The 17,572-nt window shown below is 41.7% G+C and carries 15 protein-coding genes; 10 read left to right on the top strand and 5 right to left on the bottom strand.

The annotated features are described in order from the left end of the window. Positions 1–297 precede the first annotated feature (297 nt). Positions 298–1,533 (top strand): IS110 family transposase, encoded by a 1,236-nt coding sequence (locus NOS7524_RS20870; protein ID WP_015136751.1) that lies wholly within the window; start codon positions 298–300, stop codon positions 1,531–1,533. Positions 1,534–1,899: 366 nt separating this feature from the next. On the opposite strand, the gene gndA is transcribed toward NOS7524_RS20870, so the two are convergent. Then, positions 1,900–3,330, bottom strand: coding sequence for an NADP-dependent phosphogluconate dehydrogenase (gene gndA, locus NOS7524_RS20865; RefSeq protein WP_015140467.1), 1,431 nt, complete (start codon positions 3,328–3,330; stop codon positions 1,900–1,902). A 302-nt stretch (positions 3,331–3,632) separates the two neighbouring features. Here gndA and NOS7524_RS20860 point away from each other — a divergent pair, with 302 nt between their 5' ends. From NOS7524_RS20860 to ileS, 6 genes are all read left to right on the top strand, one after another. Continuing rightward, positions 3,633–4,403 (top strand): Ycf66 family protein, encoded by a 771-nt coding sequence (locus NOS7524_RS20860; protein ID WP_015140466.1) that lies wholly within the window; start codon positions 3,633–3,635, stop codon positions 4,401–4,403. Positions 4,404–4,544: 141 nt separating this feature from the next. Then, the gene (locus tag NOS7524_RS20855) at positions 4,545–4,808 is read left to right on the top strand and encodes a hypothetical protein (RefSeq protein ID WP_015140465.1); all 264 of its coding nucleotides are present in this window, start codon (positions 4,545–4,547) and stop codon (positions 4,806–4,808) included. Positions 4,809–4,861: 53 nt separating this feature from the next. Then, positions 4,862–6,568: an AIPR family protein gene (locus NOS7524_RS20850; protein ID WP_015140464.1), complete on the top strand. Its 1,707-nt coding sequence runs from the start codon at positions 4,862–4,864 to the stop codon at positions 6,566–6,568. Between the two features lie 113 nt (positions 6,569–6,681). Beyond that, complete coding sequence (locus tag NOS7524_RS20845) at positions 6,682–7,014, top strand: DUF433 domain-containing protein (RefSeq protein WP_041555879.1); 333 nt, start codon at positions 6,682–6,684, stop codon at positions 7,012–7,014. After that, positions 7,011–7,364 carry a DUF5615 family PIN-like protein gene (locus NOS7524_RS20840; RefSeq protein ID WP_015140462.1) on the top strand — a complete coding sequence of 118 codons (354 nt, stop codon included), beginning with the start codon at positions 7,011–7,013 and terminating at the stop codon, positions 7,362–7,364. Before NOS7524_RS20845 ends, NOS7524_RS20840 begins: the two co-directional genes overlap by 4 nt. A 130-nt stretch (positions 7,365–7,494) precedes the next feature. Further along, a complete protein-coding gene (gene ileS, locus NOS7524_RS20835; protein WP_015140461.1) occupies positions 7,495–10,788 on the top strand; it encodes an isoleucine--tRNA ligase in 3,294 nt (1,097 codons plus the stop codon). 148 nt (positions 10,789–10,936) lie between these two features. Here the strand turns inward: ileS and NOS7524_RS20830 are convergent, their stop codons facing one another. The 4 genes from NOS7524_RS20830 to NOS7524_RS20815 all read right to left on the bottom strand — a co-directional run bounded on the left by NOS7524_RS20830 (position 10,937) and on the right by NOS7524_RS20815 (position 15,047). Next, positions 10,937–12,667: a serine/threonine-protein kinase gene (locus NOS7524_RS20830; protein ID WP_015140460.1), complete on the bottom strand. Its 1,731-nt coding sequence runs from the start codon at positions 12,665–12,667 to the stop codon at positions 10,937–10,939. A gap of 271 nt (positions 12,668–12,938) precedes the next feature. Then, a complete protein-coding gene (locus NOS7524_RS20825) occupies positions 12,939–13,367 on the bottom strand; it encodes a COG3650 family protein (RefSeq protein WP_015140459.1) in 429 nt (142 codons plus the stop codon). A 260-nt stretch (positions 13,368–13,627) separates the two neighbouring features. Next, the gene (mraY, locus tag NOS7524_RS20820) at positions 13,628–14,731 is read right to left on the bottom strand and encodes a phospho-N-acetylmuramoyl-pentapeptide-transferase (protein ID WP_015140458.1); all 1,104 of its coding nucleotides are present in this window, start codon (positions 14,729–14,731) and stop codon (positions 13,628–13,630) included. A gap of 79 nt (positions 14,732–14,810) precedes the next feature. Then, the gene (locus NOS7524_RS20815) at positions 14,811–15,047 is read right to left on the bottom strand and encodes a DUF3134 domain-containing protein (protein ID WP_015140457.1); all 237 of its coding nucleotides are present in this window, start codon (positions 15,045–15,047) and stop codon (positions 14,811–14,813) included. A gap of 242 nt (positions 15,048–15,289) precedes the next feature. On the opposite strand from NOS7524_RS20815, the gene NOS7524_RS20810 reads away from it, so the two are divergent. The 3 genes from NOS7524_RS20810 to NOS7524_RS20800 all read left to right on the top strand — a co-directional run bounded on the left by NOS7524_RS20810 (position 15,290) and on the right by NOS7524_RS20800 (position 17,547). After that, on the top strand, positions 15,290–15,874 hold the full coding sequence (locus NOS7524_RS20810) for a PAP/fibrillin family protein (RefSeq protein WP_015140456.1): 585 nt from the start codon (positions 15,290–15,292) through the stop codon (positions 15,872–15,874). 347 nt (positions 15,875–16,221) lie between these two features. Beyond that, the gene (locus NOS7524_RS20805) at positions 16,222–16,434 is read left to right on the top strand and encodes a photosystem I reaction center subunit IV (protein ID WP_015140455.1); all 213 of its coding nucleotides are present in this window, start codon (positions 16,222–16,224) and stop codon (positions 16,432–16,434) included. 243 nt (positions 16,435–16,677) lie between these two features. Next, positions 16,678–17,547, top strand: a complete 870-nt coding sequence (locus tag NOS7524_RS20800; protein ID WP_015140454.1) for a DNA-formamidopyrimidine glycosylase — start codon at positions 16,678–16,680, stop codon at positions 17,545–17,547. Positions 17,548–17,572 lie beyond the last annotated feature (25 nt).

Genomic DNA, 17,572 nt, shown 5'->3' with positions numbered 1-17,572 from the left:
ACTAAATTGTTGAAGAAGGCAGGAGGCAGGAGGCAGAGGGCAGTCCCAATGAAAAAATTTCATCACCATGAATGAAAATGTGGTAACTTCCAAGATAAGGCTGATACAAGCGAGGTTGTTTCCTTATTAGAGCATCAGAGCCTGAAGGGCAGTCTAACCTGGATATCGAGAGGAATTACCAATTGTCGCCACTGAGCAATTTTTTGGTTTTAGTGAGCACGCAAGTCAGAATCTACTATTTAGATATCCACGTATTAGCCCCCTATCAATTTTGAAAGTTGTAGTAGCTCAAGAGATATGCAGGTAGTCTACAATCGTTGTGCAGGACTAGATGTACACAAAAAGACGGTGGTAGCTTGTGTAATTACCCCGAAGTCTTCGTCCGGATGGCACAAGGAAATACGCACATTCACTACAATGACTCAGGACTTGTTAAAACTTTCTGACTGGTTAACAAGTCACAATTGTACTCATGTAGCAATGGAGAGTACTGGAGAGTACTGGCGACCTGTATTTAATATCCTAGAAGGAAACTTTGAAGTTATGTTAGTTAATGCCCGTCATATAAAAGCGGTGCCAGGACGCAAAACAGACATCAAAGATTCGCAGTGGATTGCCGAACTACTACAACATGGGTTGTTACGTGCGAGTTTTATTCCCCCTGTGGAGCAAAGAGATTTGCGCGATTTAACTCGTCATCGTAGCAATTTTATTCGCGAAAGAGTTAACTTAGTGAATCGAGTCCAAAAAGTGCTGGAAGCTGCTAATATCAAACTTGCCTCAGTTGCCAGTGACGTAATGGGTGTGTCAGGACGAGCAATGCTAGCTGCGATTGTTGAAGGTAGCGCTAGTCCTGAACTGATGGCGGACTTGGCAAAAGGAACCATGCGAAAAAAGCACGATTTACTGATTCAAGCACTTGAGGGTAGAGTTCGTCCTCATCAACGATTCATTCTTGCACAGCTACTGTGTCAAATTGATAGCATAGACGAAACAATTAAATGTTTTGACCAACAAATTGAGGAATATTGCCGCCCTTTCGACCAAGCGGTTGAGTTAGTTGACACCATACCTGGTGTTGCTCGTCGAACTGCTGAGATCATTGTCTCGGAAATTGGCACGGATATGAGTCGCTTCCCAAGTGCCGAACATTTGGCTGCTTGGGCTGGGGTTGCCCCTGGAAACTATGAAAGTGGCGGTAAGAAGCTTTGTGACGGCACTCGCAAAGGTAATCGAGTTTTACGAACTATTTTGGTTCAAGCTGCCCATGCTTTGGCTCGAACTAAAACTTACCTTGCTGCACAGTTTCGTCGTCTGTCGGCACGACGCGGAAAAAAACGCGCTGCGGTTGCTGTTGCACATTCTATTTTAACGATCGCTTACCATCTCATATCACGTCAAGAACCTTATAAAGATTTAGGAGCTGATTATTTCGACAAACATCGACATGTAAGTGTCAAGAAACGTTTGATTAAACGCCTAGAAAAACTTGGTTATCAAGTTAGTGTTGAACCTGTTCCGGTCGCAATTTAAACCTGTAATCAATATTTTGTTTCGGCTGTGTCGCCATTCAACGACAATAGCCACATACTTTCTTTAGTTTTTTACCAAAGTTTGATTTTCAAGTCAGAAGGTTTTGTTTAGAAGGGGATTCCGACCCCTCCTAAACAAGAGCCACCAAATTGAAAATTTGGTGGGGGTCTTAAACCCTTGCTCCCTACCCTGCGGGAACCCCTTCGGGGAATGGTTGCGGCGGAGGACAGAGGCCAGTATTCCTTCTGCCTCCTGCCCTCTGCCCTCTGCCTTTCTTGATAAACAACCAAATCTATATTGATAAAAAAGTGACTCTAGATATTAGAGTCACTAATAAATAAGTTGAGAATTTAGAGGATTACAAACTTACTTTTTAGTTTCAGTAATGGGAACCCATTCGGTGTGGAAACTTCCGGGTTTGTCGGTACGCAGGTAGGTGTGTGCGCCGAAGTAGTCGCGTTGTGCTTGGGTGAGGTTTTGGGGTAGGCGATCGCGGCGATAGCTGTCAAAATAATCCAAGGATGCGCTAAATGCAGGCACAGGGATACCGAGTTTGGCAGCTGTGATAATTACTTCCCGCCAAGCTGCTTGTCTGTCGAGAATTGTTTGCTTAAATTCAGGAGCAAGTAGCAAGTTGGGTAATGCAGGATTTTCGTTAAATGCCTTCTTAATCTTATTCAAGAAGCCAGCGCGAATAATACAGCCACCTTTCCAAATCCGCGCCATTTCGCTCAGATTCAAATTCCAGTTAAATGTTGCTGAAGCTGTGGATAGCAGCGCCATCCCTTGAGCATAGGAACAAATCTTGGAGCAGTAGAGAGCATCGCGGACTTTGTTGATAAAGTCTTTGGTAGAGCCATCATACTTGCCACTGGGGCCTGTCAACTGCTTAGATGCAGCAATCCGTTCATCGCGAATGGAAGAGATAATCCGCGCATTTACGGCTGCTGTAATGGTGGGGATAGAAACACCCAATTCCAAAGCAGTTTGTACAGTCCAGCGTCCAGTACCCTTTTGACCGGCTGCATCAACAATCAAATCTACTAGGGGTAGTTTGGTGTCGGGGTCAACGTAGGGGAAGATATTGGCTGTAATCTCAATCAAGAAAGAATTGAGTTCGTCGGTGGTGTTCCACTCAGCAAATACTTCATGTAGCTGTTGCGCGTTTAGTCCACCAGCATTTTTCAACAAATCGTAGGCTTCTGCAATTAGCTGCATATCGCCGTACTCAATACCGTTGTGTACCATCTTGACGTAGTGGCCAGAACCACCAGGGCCAACGTAGGTTACACAAGGGCCATCATCAACTTGAGCCGCAATTTTGTTGAAAATTGGGGACAGATACTCATAAGAGCTTTGTGTACCACCAGGCATCAATGAAGGACCATTCAGCGCACCTTCTTCACCACCACTTACACCCATACCCAGAAAGCGTAAGCCCACGGGTTCTAATTCTTGAGTACGTCTTTGGGTATCTTCAAACCAAGAGTTGCCACCGTCGATAATGATATCGCCTTCATCGAGCAGAGGTTTTAGCTGCTGAATAACCGCATCAACTGGTTTACCTGCTTGCACCATCACTAGAATTTTGCGGGGACGTTCTAATGCGGCAACAAATTCTTCTAAGGTAAAAGCAGCCTTAACGTTGCGGCCTCCGGCACGCTGTGCCATGAAAGCATCGGTTTTTTCTCTGGAGCGGTTATAAACTGCAATTGGAAAGCCATTACGCTCAACATTCAGAGCGATGTTCTCGCCCATAACGGCTAAACCAATCACACCAAAGCTTTGTAGGGTCATAAACTATGTTTGGCTAACTCTTGCAGGTTCTTTCATCTTTAAGGGTAGTCCGAGATTTTCTCTTCTCCCCTAAAGAAGACATTAAGAGTTAATCTAATCAATAAAAGCTCACTAGAAACACACTTAAAAAGTTTTAATTTGTATCTAAGTCAACAATTAATTTGTAAAATTTGCTTTCATTAGGGACTGGGGAGCAGAGGAAACAGAGGAGATTTGATCCCGCTCAATACCCCATGCCCAATCCCCAATACCCAATACCTAGTCCCCAATACCTAGTCCCTAGTTAAAGGAGTAACCAAAAAATGCTGGCAAATGTCCTAGCTTTGGTGGTCGGCCTTGGTAGTTTAGCCATCTACTTATCAGCTTTCTTTTTCCCAGAAATCCACCGCAAGAATGATTTTATTTGGAGTGGAGTCGGACTTTTTTATGCCCTAGTTTTATGGGTGTTTGCTCCTCGCATTTCTGGTGGTCTTTTACTCGGTCATGTGGCTAGTGTGGCGCTTTTGGTGTGGTTTGGTTGGCAAACTCTCTCATTACGTCGCCAGTTGACTCCCTTACTACAACAAACTCAAGTACCCAGTTCTGAGGCTGTAAAAACTACACTGCAAGAACAGGCTGCAAAGTTGTCTTTACCCCAACGCTTGACTCAATTACAGCAAGGTTTAGGTGGCGTTTTTGGTGGCTTGAAAAATCGAGTCCAACCGCCTGCTAGTCCAAAAACGACAACTCCCCAACCAGAAACTACAGCAAAACCAGACGTGGAGATTATTGATAAGAGAGAAACACCAACGCCAGAGCCAGTTTCTACTACTGAATCTGAATCACCAACTGTAGCACCAGAACAGCCAACAGAAGCAACTGCCACAACTACAACTGAGCCTCAAGAACCCACTGTAACAGAAGTAATTCCACCCCATCCCCCATCCCCGGAATTGGTGGAAGCTGCCCAACCACATGATGAAGCTGAGGATAAAACACCCATCCCCGTGGAAGAAATTGCCCCAGATGCAGTGTTAGCTCCCCCAGCAGAAGTCCCACCAGAACAACAACCACCCAATAATCAGGCTAGTTGATATAGTGAAACCCAACATTAACCTAAATATAATGTTGGGTTTAATTTTTATTAGAGTTTCCAGCGATGTCTTTATGCCTACCATCCTTGCTGTCTTAGAATATTTGCAGGCAAAATCCAAAAATTAGAAAAATTTTAGATAATGAACCCTTCTGAATGGAAAATCAAGCTCTGGGAAGAAGTACAGCAAATTCCAGATGCTAAGTTAGCACAACTGTATGACTTGATTCATAAATTTTGGCTGAGTGCAGAACCCAGTAGTAGCGACACGACAAATATCATGCAGTTCGCAGGTTGCTGGAGTGATATGTCAGACGAAGCATACAGCGAATTTGTAGATGAGATTGGTATTCGTCGTCAGCAGGCATTTTATGAAGCCTACAAAATTAACTATTCTCAGCTATAAAACTAAAAATACTGTACAATTTTCATATTTTATATAGTACAAATTTATTATTTATGGATAGAATTACGGCTGGTTTGTTAAATAGCTTTAAAAAACAACAATCTTTTCCAGAAGATTTACGAGAATCAGAGCTTTTTGAGCATTTTGTTAATTATTATGTAATTTCCAAAGAATATAATGATCAGTTTGGACTTGAGGATGTTCATGTTGGAGGTAGTGCTGACAAAGCATTAGATGGTATTGCGATCATTGTTAACGGTAGTTTAATAACCTCCAAAGAAGAATTAGAAGATTTGGAGAAAAAAAATAAGTATTTAGATGTTGAATTTATATTAATTCAATCAAAAACAAGTAGTAATTTTGACGCTGGAGAAATAGCTAAATTCTTACTAGGAGCTACAGATTTTTTTAGCGAAAATTCTGAGTTGCCAGCTAATGCTCAGATCAAAGAGAAATCTCAATTAATGGAACTAATATATGACAAAAGTAGTTTATTTAAAAATAGAAAACCTTTATGTAAATTATACTATGTTACTACTGGTAAATGGCTAGATGACAAACATCTTAAGGTAACTATTGATGGTTTAAGTAAAAGACTTGATGATATGGGTATTTTTGAAAGAGTAACATTTAACCCTATTGATGCCAATGGAATTCAAAACTTATATAGATTAGCGAATAACAAAATATCAAGACAAATTAAATTTGAAAGACGTACTACTATTCCTAAAATAGAAGACGTAAACCAAGCATACATTTCTATTCTGCCAGCAAGCGAATATTTAAAATTAATTACCGATGAGGATGGAAATCTAATTAGAGGATTATTTTATGACAACGTAAGAGGTTTTCAAGGTGAAAATGATGTCAATCAAGAAATAAAGGCAACTATCAATTCTGATGATCGCCAGTTTTTTGTACTGTTTAACAATGGTATAACTATCGTGGCTGAGTATGTTGATCCTGTTGGCGACTTAATTACTATCAAAGATTATCAAATTGTTAATGGATGTCAAACTAGCTATATTCTATATAATAACAGAGAATCAATAGACGATTCCTTATATATACCAATTAAAATAATAGCTTTAGATCGGGATAGTAAACTGAAGAACAAAATAATTAAAACTAATAATAGACAAACACCTGTCAAATTGGAGGAACTTGAAGCATTAACTGATTTTCAAAAAAAATTAGAAGAATACTACAATTCTATGCCAGACGATAAGAAACTTTATTATGAAAGACGACCAAGACAATTTAATGGAATAGATGAAATTGAAAAAATCAGAATAATAGATATACGTTCTCAAATGAGATGCTTTGCATCTATGTTTTTAGAGCAAGCGCATAATGCGGGTAGATATCATGCAAAGTTGCAGGAAGAGACAAAAGATAAAATATTTTTACCTTCACATAATCCCATAGGATATTATGTTAGTGCATATGCAAAGTTTTGTTTAGATTCTCTGTTTAGAAAAAGACAGATAGATGCTAAATATAGTTCATTTAAATACCATATGCTCAATATTTTAAGAATACAAATTGCAGGGAAAAATATTCCTGACTTAGCAACGAATAAATTCGGTAAATATTGTGAATTGATAGAACAAGCATTATGGGATGATAATCAGTGTAAAGATATATTATTAAATACTACAAAAATTATTGATCAAGCTGTTGATGGAGACTATGATCGGTCATTAGCAAAAACTCAAGCTTTTTCTAATGCTATAGATAAATTGCTTTTAATAAACTGAAATAAAAATTCAGAATTTGAATACAGAGTGACTGAAAATTATCATAAACTTATGTGCAAAATGCAAAAGATAAGATTGAAAATACTCTATATTTACAACATATTAGTAGTTGTATGACAGCATCACCAACCCCAGTTAAACAATATGTCGAACAACGAGATCAAGGGTATTGGATTGAAGGCACTCGTATTTCCCTTGATTCTGTGGTGTACGCTTTCTTAAATGGAGATTCACCGGAAAATATTGCCCAGAATTTTCCGTTACTTTCACTGGAACAAGTGTATGGTGCGATCGCTTTCTATCTTGCCAACCGAGAGCTAGTTGATGCTTACTTAAAGGAAGGTGAGGTAGAGTTTGCCAAACTACAACAGTCCTTGAGAGAAAATAACCCGCTTCTTTATCAGAAATTGCAAACTGCTCAAACGCAAAAGCAGAGTCAGATATGACGGTAGTAAGATTTCAAGCAGATGCGGATCTCAAGCAAGCAATAGTAACTGGCGTAGTACGCAGACAACCAAACATTGACTTTCAATCAGCCAACGTAGCAGGACTGGAAGGCAAACAAGACTCAGAGGTATTGATGATAGCCGCACAGGATAGCAGAGTGCTTGTAACTCACGACCGTAAAACTATGCCTGCTGAGTTTGGTAATTTCATCATGTCGCAAAGCAGTTCTGGGGTTTTAATTTTGGCTCAAAATCTGCCCATCAGTGATGCTATTGACTCACTCATTATCGTTTGGGAAGCATCTACCGCAGAGGAATGGGTCAATCAAATTATGTCTATCCCATTTTGAGGTGTAAAACTACTAGAATCTGAATCTTAAATTGAGAAAAGGTCACTGTCGGAAAAATCGCTAATTTAGGACTTCCTGCCATCTTCTATAATTGATAGAACCTGTACACATAAATCTTAGGCATGAAGCTGTGACAGAACCTGGAAGCTACAAAGATACGGTAAATTTACCCAAGACTAATTTTGATATGCGGGCGAACGCCATCAAGCGTGAGCCTGAGATCCAAAAGTTCTGGGAAGACAATAAAATTTTTGAAAGCCTGTCGCAAAATAACCCAGGCGAATTATTTATACTGCACGATGGGCCTCCCTACGCAAACGGCTCACTTCATATTGGTCATGCCTTAAATAAAATTCTCAAAGATATTATTAATCGCTACCAACTGCTACAAGGGCGGAAGGTGCGTTATGTGCCTGGTTGGGACTGCCACGGCTTACCAATTGAATTGAAGGTTTTGCAAAATCTCAAGTCGGCAGAACGGCAAAATTTAACACCTCTGCAATTGCGGCAAAAGGCGAAGGAATTTGCTTTGGCTACGGTTGATGATCAGCGTAAAAGTTTTAAACGCTATGGTGTTTGGGGTGACTGGGATAATCCATATTTGACGCTGAAGCCGGAATATGAGGCGGCGCAAATTGGGGTGTTTGGCCAGATGTATTTGAAAGGGTACATCTATCGGGGCTTGAAGCCGGTTCACTGGAGTCCTAGTTCTAAGACGGCTTTGGCTGAGGCAGAGTTGGAATATCCTGAAGGGCATACTTCGCGGAGTATTTATGCGGCTTTTCCTGTGACGGGTTTGGCTGAGGCGGTTAAGTCTGTTTTGGGTGAGTATTTGCCGGATTTGGGTGTGGCTGTCTGGACTACTACTCCTTGGACTATTCCGGGGAATTTGGCGGTGGCGGTTAATGGCGACCTCAATTATTCTTTGGTGGAAGTTTCGCGCAAAGGCGCAGAGACGCAGAGTAAATTCAAGTATTTGATTGTGGCGGCGGAGTTGGTGGAACGGTTGGCTACTACTATCTCGGCTGAGTTGACTGTGAAGGCTACTTTTAAGGGGCAGGATTTAGAGCATACTACTTATCGACATCCTTTGTTTGACAGGGAAAGTCCGGTGGTTGTGGGTGGTGATTATATCACTACTGAATCGGGTACTGGGTTGGTGCATACTGCGCCTGGTCATGGTCAAGAAGACTACATTGTTGGTCTGCGTTATGGTCTGCCGATTCTCGCGCCTGTGGATGATAATGGCAACTTTACTGAGGAAGCAGGACAGTTTGCTGGGTTGAATGTTTTGGGTGATGGGAATCAGGCGGTGATTGATGCGCTGACAGATGCGGGTTCCCTGTTGAAAGAGGAGGCTTACGCGCATAAGTATCCTTACGACTGGCGGACGAAAAAGCCGACGATTTTCCGCGCTACTGAACAGTGGTTTGCTTCGGTGGCGGGATTTCGGGAGGAAGCACTGAAGGCGATCGCATCTGTAAAATGGATACCAGCCCAAGGTGAAAATCGTATCACGCCCATGATAGCGGAACGTTCTGATTGGTGTATCTCTCGTCAGCGTTCTTGGGGTGTACCCATTCCGGTATTCTACGATGAGGAAACGGGTGAACCCTTACTGAATGAAGAAACTATCAACCATGTGCAAGCTATCATTGCCGAAAAAGGTTCTGATGCTTGGTGGGAGTTGTCGGTAGAGGAATTATTACCAGAGTCCTACCGTAATAATGGTCGGTCTTACCGTCGCGGTACTGATACAATGGACGTATGGTTTGATTCTGGTTCGTCTTGGGCTTCTGTGGTGAAGCAACGGCCAGAGTTGCGTTACCCGGCTGATATGTATTTGGAAGGTTCTGATCAGCATCGTGGTTGGTTCCAGTCGAGTTTGCTGACTAGCGTAGCGGTGAATGGGATTGCACCTTATAAAACTGTGTTAACTCACGGCTTTGTTTTAGATGAACAAGGGCGGAAAATGAGTAAATCAGTGGGGAATGTGGTTGATCCCCAGGTGATGATTCTGGGTGGAAAAGACCAGAAGAAAGAACCACCCTATGGTGCGGATGTGTTGCGGTTGTGGGTGTCGTCGGTTGACTACACTGCCGATGTGCGTTTGGGTAGCAATATCATTAAGCAACTCAACGATGTCAGAGGTAAGATTCGCAATACGGCGCGGTTCTTGTTGGGTAGTTTGCATGATTTTGACCCCGAAAAAGATGCTGTACCTTTTGAGGAGTTACCGCAGTTAGATAAATATATGCTGCACCGTATCCGGGAAGTGTTCCAGGAAGTGACAGAAGCTTTTGAAAGTTTCCAATTCTTCCGATTCTTCCAAACTGTGCAGAATTTCTGTGTGGTGGATTTATCTAACTTCTATTTAGATGTAGCGAAAGATAGGCTGTATATCAGTGCGCCAAATTCTTTCCGTCGTCGCAGTTGTCAGACAGTTATCCACATCGCTTTAGAAAATTTAGCACGAGCGATCGCACCTGTTTTATGTCACACTGCTGAAGATATCTGGCAATATCTTCCCTACAAAACACCGTATAAATCAGTGTTTCAAGCTGGTTGGGTGAAACTAGAGGATAAATGGCATAATCCAGATTTAGGGGAATTTTGGGAGACTCTGCGTTCACTCCGCACCGATGTTAATAAGGTGATGGAACAAGCCAGGATAGAAAAAATGATTGGTTCTTCGTTGGAAGCCAAAGTTTTGTTGTATGTCGCAGATGAAAAATTACGCGAACAGATGCAACAAATGAATACAGGAAGCCATGTACTTAATACTCCTTCACATTCAGACAGTTGTGAAGCAATTTCTCAAAGCCTTCAAACAACAGATGAGTTTCTTTTGAAGCTGAAAAAATCATCAAGTGAAGCAAATCTGAAAATTCTGGAAGCAGTAAAAGCAAATATACAGCCAACACAAGCAGCTAACCAGTTGAACACTCAAGATGATGAAGAATCGTCAGTTTATCATCATTTATTGAAAGTTCATGAAATTACAACTAACGCTATTACTCAACAGGCAATTAGAGATGATCTTCTCAAAGCTCAAAAAGATGCTCAAAATACTGAGTTAGAAATTCAAGAGAAAGCTTCTACAGGGATGTTGCAAGCGCAAAAACAAGCTAATTATGCAATTTCTAACCTTCAAGAGATAGCAGAATCTACTTCTTCACCTTTAAATCATGTGGATGAGTTGCGCTATTTATTCCTCTCTTCTCAGGTTGAATTATTAGATTCATCTGAGAAATTGCCAGATGTGAAATATAACTTGCAGTCTGATAATTGGGGAATTGGGATAGTGAATGCAGACGGCGAAAAATGCGATCGCTGTTGGAATTATTCTACGACTGTAGGAGAATCACAAGAGCATCCGTTAATTTGCGATCGCTGTGTTTCCGCTTTAGCTGGTGAATTTTAGTTGTAGTGGCATGGCAAGCTTAAAGTAGTGCAAAAATATAGTTCTTGTGGTGTGGGCATCTTGCCCGCACTGGACGGGCTAGAAGCCCATCCCACAAGAGAGTTTTAATGCAACATTTTAGCCTTGCCACGCCACTACATGAATTCACCTACTGAATATTTACTTCTTGTAAGTGATGATCAGGGTTGACGTTTTCCAACTTCATTACCGATGGTGTTTTTTGAGTAGAAGAAATTACGCTATAGGCTAGGTTTTGACTTTGAGGTTGTGGGCGGATTTTTTGGTTATACTCATTCAATTTAGTTTGAGCCTGAGCGTAAACAGAGGTATCTTTGGGAATTTTGCGGAGAAATGTTACCGCTTGATCAAAGTTACCAACTAATGCCTGCTTGCGGGCTTGATGTAAAAAGTAGGCGGCTCTAATCTGCCGTTTTTCACTGTATTCAACTAATTTATTCTGCACCAAAGCACCAGCAGAACTTTCTTTGGGAATTTGCCGCAGATATTCTAATGCTGTAGAAAAATCTCTAGCCTGAGCTTTAGTAAAAGCTTTCGCTAATAAAACTTTTGTTTGTGCTTCAATATTGATTTTGGCTTGTTGAACTAAATCGTTAACTTTGACTTGCCAATATAAAATATCTGGAACTTGATTAGCTGCACTAAGTACATCTGACCATCTACCCTCAGACATAGCTTTTTCAGCTACTAAATATTGTTGTGCAGCTGTTTGCCATTGCTGTTGCCAAGTTTCGATGGTCGCTTGAGCATCTGGATAAACATTACTGTAAGATGGGATTGATTTGGCTAAGGCGATCGCTTGTTGCAAATCTCCTGCTTGATATTCTTTTGTAGCGTTATATAAAATTTCTGTTTCCGAATATGCTGGAGAACTATTGAGCAAAGAATAAGTTCCCAACCCCATTAATAAAGAATTAACAGCTATTCCTACTGTCATGCCTGTGAGTAGGGGGGATGATTGCTCTGAATCTGCTTCTATTTGCTTATCTGCAATTAGCTCTATTTGAGGTACTGGTGTGACGGCAGTTTCCCATACCATTTGCTTGAGGACACGCGATACCTCAGCAGCAGACTGGAAACGTTCTTGGTAATTGTAGCGGATCATTTGGCTCAGTATAGCCGCTAGATAATCACTCACCTGTGTATCGGGTGAACGCCAAATAATTTCATTAGTATAAGCATCTACTTTGACTTGTAGCGGTTCTAGCCCTGTTAAAGCCTGAATTGCAATCATCCCCAAAGCATAAATATCACTATTGGGCTGGGTTTGACCAATAAATTGCTCAGGGGGAATATAGCCTAAAGAAGTTGCAGGAGCTTGATAGATGGATAATTCCCCATCCATACCAAAATTAATTGATTGAATAGAACCAAAATCAATGAGGACTAACTTACCATTAACAGCACGCCTAATAATATTTTCTGGTTTAATATCACAATGGATTACACCTTGGGAGTGAACAAATTCTAAAATTCCCAAAGTATCTTCTAAAAATGCGATCACCTCATCCTCATTCCACAAACACCCCCACTGTTGATTAATGGGCAGTTCCGCCGTCAAGGAATGGCCTGCAATATATTCCTGCACCAAATAGAAACGCTCATTCTCTTCAAAACAAGCGATGAACTCAGGGATTTGGGAGTGAGTTCCCAAACGTTTGAGGGTTTCGGTTTCAGTTAAAAAACGTAATCTGATGGTATCTAGGTAGCTAGGATGCAAACTGCTAACTTTGAGTTGTTTAACAACACATTTGGGGCTGTGTGGATGATTAATATCCACAGCGATGTATGTCTGTCCAAATACCCCTGCGCCCAGGCTTTGGACAATTTGGTAGCGCGCTTGCAGTACTTTACCGATCATGTGGTAGCTCATGAGCTGGTTACTGAGTTAGTCCTTATAATAGTAAATTTCCCATACTTGCCCTTGGTTTCCGGAATAACTTAAAGATCAATCAGTAGGGCATAGATTTTACCATGTCCAGTGAGCATCTTTCCTGCACTGGAATATCCTCAAGGGAATCATCAGGCTAAAATGTGGCATTGATCAACTAACAAGCCACGGAGTCAACAAGCTAAATTTATGTGGGCAAATTATGCCCTACAGTTCACAGGATTGGCTGAGTGCAGAATCACTATTTTAATCTGGCACAACCTTCTAAAACTTTATTACCCACAATGAATATAGCTGAGTAAGGATATTTGATATCAGACATACCATCACTACAAGAGTTTACTTTTTTAATTACTAGGGTATTATTTGTGTTGTTTCTACCTCTTAATCTGTAAACTCTGACTAAATCTACCGGACGGCCGGATGCTGTTAATGGTGCAACATAAGGAAAGCTTTGGCGAGATTCTGGTGTAGAGTAAATAATTCCTTTTTTGCTCACTGTGACACTCCAAAATGGCTCTGTGCCACTAACAGTAAATTCTTCTGTGTTTCTGTTGCGACTATTAGATTGAGCCACTAATGAATGACTCTGGTTAGCAGTGCTGGGACTGCTTGCTAATAAGTTGGTGCTAATTCCAAGTAATAATATTGGGACAATTAATTTTTTCATTTTTCATTCACTAACTCTATAATTTAGATCCAATGTGTTGACAAATAATTTCTGAATTATCTACAGGATTTACGCAGGTGTCACACTAAACCTATCTTGTAGGGTGCGTCAGATGCCAAAAATCTGTTGAGAATAGCGTCAAACACTGACGCACCCTACGAATATGCCAGTTGCGTAAGTCCTAATCTAATGAAAACAACCCCACTATCTAGCAGAAAGCGGGGTTATGGTTATTGGAATTTTATTGGTTTAAAAAAGATTTAAAAGGGAGCGATCGCTACACAAAGGAACGCTAATATGGCAGCGATTATATAAAATACACCAACTACCTGCAACTCTGACCAACCAGACAATTCTAGGTGATGGTGGAGAGGAGCCATTTTAAATAGACGCTTACCTTTACCATCGGGGCCTTTGGTGGCTTTGTAATAACTTACCTGTGCCATCACAGACAGGGTTTCTACAAAGAAGATGCCACTGAGAATAAACAAGGCTACTAAGCTGTTAGTTAACAACGCCACTGCTCCTAAAGCACCACCCAAAGCCAGAGAACCGGTATCTCCCATGAACACACGGGCTGGGTTGCGGTTGTGGGCTAAGAAACCTAAACAGCTACCACTCAAAGCAGCGCAGAAAACCATTAATCCTAGGGAAGTAGGAGCAACTATAGCACCTAATGCTAACAGGGCGATCGCTACGGTTCCCCCTGCTAAACCATCAATACCATCAGTTAGATTCGTGGCGTTACTCTCTGCCACGAGGACAAAGCCAGCCAAAGGCCAGAATAAGAATCCCAAAGGTATGGCAAAGCTGACCCAAGGTAGAGCAATATTTGTAATATTAGCGGGTTGATTAAACATCAGCCACAGACAAAAAGCGATCGCAAACCCAATTTGCAATAACAATTTCATCCGGGGAGAAATGCCTTTATTAGACTTCCGTCGGAGAATTTGCCAATCGTCAAGCCAGCCAATTAAGCCATAGCTTAGTGTTAATGCGGAGACAGCCAGTACATCGGTCGCAAAATTAGACCACACACAAGCAACTAAAACTGCCACAGGGATGAAAAATATCCCGCCCATTGTAGGTGTGCCAGCCTTCTTTAAATGAGCTTGGGGGCCGTCTTCACGGATGATTTGCCCAGTTTTGAGTGCTTGCAACAGGGGTACTACCAAGTAACCCACAGCAGCCGATATTACGGCAGACAGTAACAATGGCAGTGTCAGAGACATCCCCTGCCAGGGTGTTCTGTTTGCCATTCCATCTAAAATCACGGCTGCTATACCCAGTCCGGCGGCGAGGCCAGAAGCCAGACCAATCCCAGAAACATTTAATCCTTGGTTTGGAGATAATTTCGCGTCCACAAATCTTTCCCTTCACTCCACACTTACAAAACTGAATCACAGGGACAATATATCTGTCTGAAGTCCCCGTCTACAAAGACTAATCTTCATCTATGGTGATGTCATCATCATCATCATCCAGGTAGTCGATACCATCATCTCCACCGAGAAATTCTGATATTTCTTCTTCTTCATCCTGAAAATCAGATTCATGAACGTCACGCGCAATGATCCGGCCATTGGCTTGCAACCAATCCAATAAAGAAGACTCTTGTTTGAGAGGGATGACAGCAGCACGCTGGTTCCGGGGTTCTTCACGTAAAGGAGAATTCAACATATCGACGAATACACAAAAAAGCTTATGTAACTAGACATTAAGAAGTCTATCACTTGAGACGGAATAATTTAGTTATTTCTTCAACTCTTAGGTTTCTAAATCCGCAAGCTAAGAAAAATATTTTATTTAATAGTGATAGAGGAATTAACAACTGATTCTGAGTAATTTTTCCGGTTTCATACATAGACATTAATATCAACTTAATGTGGGTTTAATTTTAATCATTCTTGAGGGAATGGGTGATGTTCAAAAAAACGGCTCTATTAGATGCGATCGCAGGCACCAATCGCGGTTTATTGGCGAGTCAACCCCAGAAGCAGGCTATCTTAGCAGCGATCGCCACCTTAGAAGACCTGAATCCGACACCGCGCCCGTTAGAGGCTGCCGACTTGCTTGAAGGCAATTGGCGCTTACTCTACACCAGTAGTAAGGCTCTCTTAAACATAGATCGCCTACCTGTATATAAACTTGGTCAAATTTATCAGTGTATTCGGGTAGAAACTACCAGCGTTTACAACATTGCCGAAATTTATGGCTTACCTTATCTAGAAGGATTAGTCAGTGTAGCTGCCAAATTTGAGCCAGTTTCGGAACGGCGTGTCCAAGTAAAATTTCAGCGTTCTATTGTTGGGTTACAACGATTAATAGGATACACTTCTCCTGAGAATTTTATCCAACAAATTGTCGCCGGAAAAAAATTTATGGCGCTGGATGTACCCATCAACAGTGAGACACAACAGGGTTGGTTGGATATCACCTACCTAGATGAAAATTTACGCATTGGCAGGGGTAACGAGGGTAGTGTGTTTGTTTTAAGTAAAACATAAGATTTTCCTTAAATGTGTGTTTGCGAACGAACTTATGCGATAACTGACACTTTGTCAAGGAGGGTCTGACACCATACTAGGTTTGTAATTGGGGACGTAAAAGCAACTAAGGGTAGAGATTGGTGGATAGTGACGGGAGCCAGGGGGCAATACAATTCAAAATTCAGAGTGGAGGATAAGGGAGAAAAGACTAATGAAAATGGACTATTGCCTATTGTCTACTGCCCCATTCCCCATTCCCAATTGACAAATAACTTAACAAAGACTCTAGTAACGACCTTCAAGTTGTAGAGTGAAATCAATTAGCCCTACATAATGGCGATTGATAACTAAAAGGGAAGATAATCATGGTTCAACGTGGTTCTAAAGTACGTATTCTTCGCCCAGAATCCTACTGGTTCCAAGATGTCGGAACTGTTGCTTCTGTAGACCAAAGTGGCATTAAATACTCCGTAATTGTCCGCTTTGATAAGGTCAATTATTCTGGCATCAACACCAACAACTTTGCTCCAGATGAACTGCTTGAGGTAGAAGCACCAAAGGCTAAGGCGAAAAAATAAGCAGCCAAGCCTGGAGGGGATTATTTAATGGGATGATGAAGAGAAGGGTGAAATATAGATACCGAAGTATGAAAATTATAATTTTTTCATTCTTCACCCCAGACTACCCTACGGAATAATCAGCCGACCTGCGGGTATTTGCGGATTGTCTCCAGTAGCATGGTAAGTCACACGAAGTATCTATATCCTTATATGTTCTATGATCCCTATAAATAATTCCAATTGTTTGCTCAATCAGCTTAAATGCCTGAACTGCCTGAAGTTGAAACAGTCCGCCGGGGTTTAAATCAATTGACCCTCCAACGGCAAATCACGGGTGGAGATGTGTTGCTCAATCGCACCATCGCCCACCCTTTTTCTGTGGATGATTTTGTAAATGCGATCGCAGGCAAAGCCATAATTAATTGGCATCGTCGCGGTAAGTATCTCTTAGCAGAACTCTCTGACACTCCCCCCACTCCCTCCACTCCCCCATCCCCCTCCGGCGGTTGGCTGGGTGTACATCTGCGAATGACCGGTCAATTGTTATGGTTAAAGCCAGATGAACCATTGCACAAGCACACACGAGTCAGAATCTTCTTTGGGGATCAACAGGAATTGCGGTTTGTTGATCAGCGTACTTTCGGACAGATGTGGTGGGTTCCGCCAGAAGTAGCTGTAGAAAGTGTAATTACTGGTTTAGGTAAACTGGCAGTTGATCCCTTCTCGCCAGAATTCACTGTTGAGTATTTAGCCGATAAGCTGCATAATCGCCGTCGTCCGATTAAGACTGCCTTATTAGATCAGTCAGTGGTGGCTGGCTTGGGTAATATCTATGCTGATGAAGCACTGTTTAAAAGTGGAATATTACCTCAAACTCTGTGTGCAGATTTAGAGTTAAAGCAAATTGAACCTTTGCGAACCGCGATTATTCAAGTCTTAGAAACCAGCATTGCGGCTGGCGGTACAACTTTTAGTAACTTCCTCAATGTTAAGGGGATCAATGGTAACTATGGCGGTGTCGCCTGGGTTTACAATCGTGCTGGAGAACCCTGTCGAGTTTGTGGTGAGGTAATTCAGAGAGTGAAGTTAGCAGGAAGATCCAGTCATTTTTGTCCCCAATGTCAGCATTAGGGGAGCAGGGGAGCAGAGGAGCAGA

The organism is Nostoc sp. PCC 7524 (assembly GCF_000316645.1).
In the GTDB taxonomy this organism is placed as follows: Bacteria; Cyanobacteriota; Cyanobacteriia; order Cyanobacteriales; family Nostocaceae; genus Trichormus.
The sequence above is the reverse complement of the archived record's forward strand: the minus strand, read 5'-3'. Positions and strand labels throughout refer to the sequence as shown.